Genomic DNA, 6,266 nt, shown 5'->3' on the forward strand with positions numbered 1-6,266 from the left:
TCCATACCAGCCATCAAGCTTGGGAGGGCCAGATGAGCGTGCAGGATTTTTCTCTGTCGGACCGGTTTGATCTGGGCAAGCGCCATGTGCTGCTGAACGGCACGCAGGCCTTGGTGCGCCTGATGTTGATGCAGGCTGCCCGCGACAGGGCGGCTGGACTGGATACGGCAGGACTGGTGACCGGTTATCGCGGCTCGCCCCTTGGCGGCGTCGATCTGCAGATGATGAAGTCCAAGAAGGAGCTGGCGGCGGCCAATGTCCTGTTCCAGCCGGGCCTGAACGAGGATCTGGCCGCGACCGCGATCTGGGGCAGCCAGCAGGCCGAGTTGCGGGGCGAGGGCAAGCATGAGGGGGTATTCGCACTTTGGTACGGCAAGGGGCCGGGGGTGGACCGCAGCGGCGACGTGATGCGCCATGCAAACATGGCCGGATCCTCGAAGCATGGCGGCGTCATCATGGCGATGGGCGACGACCATACCGGCGAAAGCTCGACCGTGCTGCACCAGTCCGACTGGGCGATGGTCGATGCCTATATCCCGGTCCTTTCGCCGGCGGGCGTGCAGGAGATCCTTGATTTCGGCCTCTATGGCTTTGCCCTGTCGCGTTTCGCCGGGGTCTGGACCGGGCTCAAGACCATGAAGGACACGGTCGAGGCGACGAGCGTGGTCGATGGCGATCCGTTCCGGCTGACATTCACCGCGCCGAACTTCGCGATGCCCGAAGGCGGGCTGAACATCCGTCTTGGCGATACGCCGGTCGCGCAGGAAGCGCGGATGATCGACTACAAGCGCTTCGCGGCCGAGGCCTTCGCCCGCGCGAACCGCGTCGACCGCCCGGTCTGGAATGCGCCCGGCGCGCGGATCGGCTTTGTGGCTGCGGGCAAGAACTGGCTGGATCTGGTTCATGCCATGTCGCTTCTGGGCATCGACGAGGACGAGGCCGAGCGGCTGGGCATCTCGACCTACAAGGTGGGGCAGACCTGGCCGATGGACATGAAGTCCTTCCAGGAATGGTCCGAGGGCCTCGAGGTCATCGTCGTTGTCGAGGAAAAGCGCAAGCTGATCGAGGTTCAGGTCAAGGAAGCGATCTTCGACAACCGCCACGGCCGCCGCGTTCTTGGCTGGAAGCATGACCGTACGCATGAGGAGCTGTTCCCGACCCGCTATGCTTTGGACCCGGTGATGATCGCGCAAAAGCTGGGCGGCATCCTGATCGAGGAAGGGCGCGGGACCGAGGCCATCAAGGCCGGGTTGCAACGCCTGACCGAAGTGCGCCGCAATGACAACGCGCCCGAGATCGCGACGCGGACGCCGTGGTTCTGCTCGGGCTGCCCGCATAATACCTCGACCCGGCTGCCCGATGGGGCGCGGGCCTATGCCGGGATCGGCTGTCACTATATGGTGCAGTGGATGGACCGCGAGACCTCGGGCTTCACCCATATGGGCGGCGAGGGCGCGAACTGGATCGGCGAGGGGCCGTTCAGCAAAAGGGCCCATGTTTTCCAGAACCTTGGCGACGGAACCTATAATCATTCCGGTTCTCTGGCCATTCGCGCGGCCAAGGCGGCGGGCGCCAACATCACCTACAAGATCCTCTTCAACGACGCCGTCGCCATGACCGGCGGCCAGCCGAACGAGGGGGGGCTGACCGCACCCCAGATCGTGCGCGAATTGCAGGCGATGGGTGTCTCGCCCGTCATCGCCGTCTATGACGAGAAGGAGGAGATCGACCGCGGGCAGTTCCCCTCGGGCCTGCGGTTCGAGGAACGCGCCTCGATGCTGGCGGTCCAGAAGGAGCTGGAGCAGGTCGGCGGCGTCAGCGCCATCGTCTATATCCAGACCTGCGCGGCCGAGAAGCGCCGCCGCCGCAAGCGCGGCAAGTTCCCCGACCCGGACCGCCGCATCTGGATCAACCCCGAGGTCTGCGAGGGCTGCGGCGATTGCGGGGTGCAGTCGAACTGCGTCTCGATCGTGCCGCTGGACACCGAACTTGGCCGCAAGCGCGCCATCGACCAGTCGAGCTGCAACAAGGATTATTCCTGCGTGAAGGGCTTCTGCCCCAGCTTCGTCTCGGTCAAGGGCGCGAAGCTGAAGAAACCCAAGGCGGCGGCGCTGGACCTGCCGGACCTGCCGCAACCGGTCCTGCCCGCGATCCACGGCACGCATAATGTCGTCATCACCGGCGTTGGCGGCACTGGGGTCGTGACCATCGGCGCGGTGCTGGCGCAGGCCGCGCATATCGACGGCAAGGGTGCCGGCATGATGGAGATGGCCGGCCTCGCCCAGAAGGGCGGCGCGGTCCATATCCACCTGCGTCTCGCCAATGCCCCTGAGGATATCAGCGCGATCCGCGTCGCAGTGGGCGAGGCGGACTGCATCATCGGCGGCGATCTGGTCGTCACTGCGGGCGCCAAGACCATCGGGCTGATGACCAAGGGCCGCACCGGCGCCGTCGTCAATGATCACGAGATCATTACCGGCGAGTTCACCCGCAACCGCGACTTCCAGATCCCGGCCGACCGGCTGCGCCTGTCGCTCGAGGCGCGGCTGGGCGAGAGGGCCGGCTTCCTCGACGCCTCGACACTGGCGCTGCGCCTTCTGGGGAATTCGATCTATTCGAACATGCTGGTCCTTGGCGCGGCATGGCAGCAGGGGCTGATCCCGCTGAGCGAGGCGGCGATTCTGAAGGCGATCGAACTGAACGGCGCGAAAATCGCCGAGAACCAGCGCGCTTTCCAGATCGGACGCTGGGCCATGGTCCGGCGACAAGAGGCGGCGGCCATTCTTGCCGGTCCCGTGGCCGAGGAGAAGGTGGTCGATCCGGTCGAATATCGCGCGGCGCGGCTGGTCGATTATCAGGGCGAGGCGCTGGCGCGGAAATTCCGCGATCTGGTGGCGCTCGCGCCGCCGGAGCTTCGCGACAGCGTGGCCGAGGGCTATTACAAGCTGCTCGCCTATAAGGACGAATACGAAGTCGCGCGGCTTCATCTGACGACCGCGGCAGGCATCGCGGAGGAGTTCGAGGGCGAGGCGAAGCTGAGCTTTCACCTCGCGCCCCCCTTCATGCCGGGGCGCGACCCGGATGGACGGCCGCTGAAGCGCGAGTTCGGGGCCTGGGTGCTGCCGCTTTTCCGGGTGCTTGCGCGGCTGAAGGGCCTTAGGGGAACCGCGCTTGACCCCTTCGGCCGCAGCGCCGAACGCCGGGCCGAGCGCGCCGCCATCGCCGAATACGAAAGCGACATGCGCGAGGTGCTTCGGGGCGTCACGCCGATGACGGCAGGTCTGGTCCGCGAACTGGCCGAGCTTCCGCTGAGCGTGCGCGGCTATGGCCCTGTCAAGGATGCCGCCGCGCTGAAGGCGGCCGGGCGGCGGCTGGCCCTTCTCGACGCCATCCGGGCGGGCGGCTCGCCCATGGCGCAGGCGGCCGAGTGACATAATCATGGCGTTCCCCCGCGACGCGTCCTAAAAAGGCGCGTCGCGAGCAGGAGGCTAGTTATGGCGGTAGGCGTATTCGATTCGGGTCTTGGTGGTCTGACGGTTCTTGATGCCATCGCCGCCCGGATGCCCGAGCTGCCGCTGGTCTATCTGGGCGACAACAAGCACACGCCCTATGGCGTGCGCGATGCCAATGACATTTTCGACCTGACCTGCGCCGGCGTCTCGCGCCTGTGGGACGAGGGCTGCGATCTGGTGATCCTTGCCTGCAACACCGCCTCGGCCGCGGCGCTGAAGCGGATGCAGGAAACGTGGCTGCCCGAAGACAAGCGCGTGCTGGGCGTGTTCGTCCCGATGATCGAAGCGCTGACCGAGCGGCGCTGGGGTGACAATTCCGCCCCGCGCGAGGTGGCGGTGAAGCATGTCGCGCTGTTCGCCACCCCGGCCACCGTCGCCAGCCGCGCCTTCCAGCGCGAGCTGGCCTTCCGCGCCATCGGCGTCGATGTCGAGGCCCAGCCCTGCGGCGGCGTCGTCGATGCGATCGAGATGGGTGACGAGATTCTGGCTGAAGCCCTCGTTACCAGCCATGTCGAGGCGCTGCTGCGCCGGATGCCGCATCCCGAGGCCGCGATCCTTGGCTGCACCCATTACCCGCTGGTTCAGGCCGCCTTCCAGAAGGCGCTGGGGCCGCAGGTCAAGGTCTATTCCCAGGCGAATCTGGTGGCGGAAAGCCTTGACGATTACCTGCAGCGCCGGCCCGATTTTCTGGGCAAGGGAGGCCGGTCGCGCTTTCTGACCACCGGCGATCCCGAGCGGGTCTCGGGCAAGGCCACCCAATTCATGCGCCAGTCCATCCGCTTTGAAGCGGCCTGAGATAGTGGTGGCAGAAACATGAAATCTCTGAAGAAAAAGCGGAGAGTTCAGGTCATCATCGCGGCCTGTATCGCGCTGGTCCTTGCCGTCGGGCTGATCGGCTATGGATTTCGGGACGGCATCAACCTCTATCGTTCGCCGAGCCAGATGGCCGGAAACGCGCCGGAACCGGGCGAGGTGTTCCGCCTGGGCGGGCTTGTCGAGGAGGGCAGCCTTGTCCGTGGCGCGAGCGAGACGGTGACCTTCCGCGTCACCGATGGCGGCGCGACCGTCCCGGTCAGCTTCACCGGCGTGCTGCCCGATCTGTTCGGTGAGGGTCAGGGCATGATCGGCACCGGCCGGATGGAGGGCGACACCTTCGTCGCGAGCGAGATCCTCGCTAAGCATGACGAAACCTACATGCCGCGCGAAGTGATCGAATCGCTGAAGGAACAGGGCGTCTACGAGGATCCGAACTCCTGAACGCAACGCGCGCCCCGGTAAGGGTGCGTTAACCACGTCGCGCCAGCCTCTGCGGAGTTTTTCCGAAGGGGATGCGCATGAAATCCGTCGAACAGATTGCCGCCGAGATCGTTGCCCGCGAGGGGGGATTCGTCGATGATCCCGATGATCCGGGCGGGGCCACGAAATACGGCGTGACGCTGGAAACCCTGCGCCGCCTTGGCCTTGACCGGAGCGGGGACGGACGGATCGACGTCGCAGATGTCAAGGCGCTGACCCGTCAGGATGCCGAGCGCATCTTTGTCGAGCATTATTTCCGCGCGCCCCGGCTTGGCGATCTGCCCGAGGAAATCCAGCCTTCGGTCTTCGACATGTATGTCAATGCCGGCTCGAACGCGGTCCGCATCCTGCAACGTTTGCTGAGCCGGATGGGTTTTTCCGTGAAGGATGACGGAATCATCGGACCGCTGACCGCAGGGGCCGCCCGCCGTGCGGGGGATGCGGCGGCGGGCTATCTTGCCGATGCCTACGGCATTGCCCGCCGGAATTATTACTACGCGCTGGCCGATGCCCGCCCGGCCAGCCGGAAATATGCGCGCACGACAGCGGGCGGTAAGGGCGGCTGGATCCTGCGGGCCGAGGAGTTCATCTCGGCCCGCTATCACCTGACCTTGGCCGAACATCAGAAAAGGATCGCCGCATGGGGATGATGGACCGTTTCCTTGGCATGGGCGGCAATGTCGCGGCCGTCGCGAATGCCGCGACCGGCATGGCCGAGATCTGGCGCGAGAACGCCACCCGGCGGATGGAACTGGAGGAGGAGGGTCGTTCAAGCGCGCTGAACCAGTTCGCGGCCGAATTCACCATGCGCCCGCCGAACTGGTTCGATGGCTTCGTGGACGGGTTGAACCGCCTGCCACGCCCCTTGCTGACGCTGGGCACGATCGGGCTTTTCGTCTATGCCATGGCCGAGCCTGAGGGTTTCGGGCTGCGGATGGCCAACCTGAACCTCGTCCCCGAGCCGCTGTGGTGGCTGCTGGGGGCGATCATCAGCTTCTATTTCGGCGCGCGCGAGGCGCATTATTTCCGGGTCCGACCGCGTATCGAGACGCATTCGGGCAAGGCTCTGGCGACAACGATGCCCACCGCTTCAGCACCCGCGACCTCGCAATCCGCATCCGGCGATGATTTTGCGGACAATGCGGCATTGCGGGATTGGGCGGGCTCGGCCGCGCTGGCCAAGCCGTGATCGCGGCGGTGGACGGGAGGGCTGGCCTGTCCGCCCGCCCGCCGCTATCCTTCCGGCCAGCTACCGGGGAGGAGCCAATGAACGCCGAGATCGGCCATTTTGCCCTGATTCTCGCCTTTGCCGTTGCCATGTTCCAGATGGTCGTGCCGATGATCGGCGCGGCGAAGGGCTGGACGGGCTGGATCGAAAGCGCGCGTCCCGCCGCATTGGCGCAGTTCGGGCTGATCGCCGTTTCCTTTGTCGCCCTTACCCTGTCCTTCGTGACCTCG

At 65.7% G+C, this 6,266-nt stretch carries 6 protein-coding genes; all 6 read left to right on the forward strand.

Annotated elements, in window-relative coordinates:
- Positions 1-32: 32 nt before the first annotated feature.
- Positions 33-3,431: an indolepyruvate ferredoxin oxidoreductase family protein gene (locus tag VNQ78_RS00120; RefSeq protein ID WP_414694028.1), complete on the forward strand. Its 3,399-nt coding sequence runs from the start codon at positions 33-35 to the stop codon at positions 3,429-3,431.
- 63 nt (positions 3,432-3,494) lie between these two features.
- Positions 3,495-4,307 carry a glutamate racemase gene (locus VNQ78_RS00125; protein WP_325685317.1) on the forward strand — a complete coding sequence of 271 codons (813 nt, stop codon included), beginning with the start codon at positions 3,495-3,497 and terminating at the stop codon, positions 4,305-4,307.
- Between the two features lie 18 nt (positions 4,308-4,325).
- Positions 4,326-4,769 (forward strand): cytochrome c maturation protein CcmE, encoded by a 444-nt coding sequence (gene ccmE, locus VNQ78_RS00130; RefSeq protein ID WP_325685319.1) that lies wholly within the window; start codon positions 4,326-4,328, stop codon positions 4,767-4,769.
- A gap of 77 nt (positions 4,770-4,846) precedes the next feature.
- Entirely contained in the window at positions 4,847-5,458 is a 612-nt protein-coding gene (locus VNQ78_RS00135) for a holin-associated N-acetylmuramidase (RefSeq protein ID WP_325685321.1), read from the forward strand.
- Positions 5,449-5,997 carry a holin family protein gene (locus tag VNQ78_RS00140; RefSeq protein WP_325685323.1) on the forward strand — a complete coding sequence of 183 codons (549 nt, stop codon included), beginning with the start codon at positions 5,449-5,451 and terminating at the stop codon, positions 5,995-5,997. The genes VNQ78_RS00135 and VNQ78_RS00140 overlap by 10 nt, the downstream gene beginning before the upstream one ends.
- Positions 5,998-6,074: 77 nt before the next feature.
- Positions 6,075-6,266, forward strand: a 192-nt coding sequence (locus tag VNQ78_RS00145) for a hypothetical protein (RefSeq protein WP_325685325.1), incomplete at its 3' end; no start/stop codon positions are given.

This window comes from Paracoccus sp. (in: a-proteobacteria) (genome assembly GCF_035556475.1).
In the GTDB taxonomy this organism is placed as follows: domain Bacteria; phylum Pseudomonadota; class Alphaproteobacteria; order Rhodobacterales; family Rhodobacteraceae; genus Paracoccus.

Coding starts and splice junctions, on each gene's coding strand:
- ccmE (WP_325685319.1), top strand. CDS start 4,326: ATGAAATCTCTGAAGAAAAAGCGGAGAGTTCAGGTCATCATCGCGGCC.
- VNQ78_RS00140 (WP_325685323.1), top strand. CDS start 5,449: ATGGGGATGATGGACCGTTTCCTTGGCATGGGCGGCAATGTCGCGGCC.
- VNQ78_RS00120 (WP_414694028.1), top strand. CDS start 33: ATGAGCGTGCAGGATTTTTCTCTGTCGGACCGGTTTGATCTGGGCAAG.
- VNQ78_RS00135 (WP_325685321.1), top strand. CDS start 4,847: ATGAAATCCGTCGAACAGATTGCCGCCGAGATCGTTGCCCGCGAGGGG.
- VNQ78_RS00125 (WP_325685317.1), top strand. CDS start 3,495: ATGGCGGTAGGCGTATTCGATTCGGGTCTTGGTGGTCTGACGGTTCTT.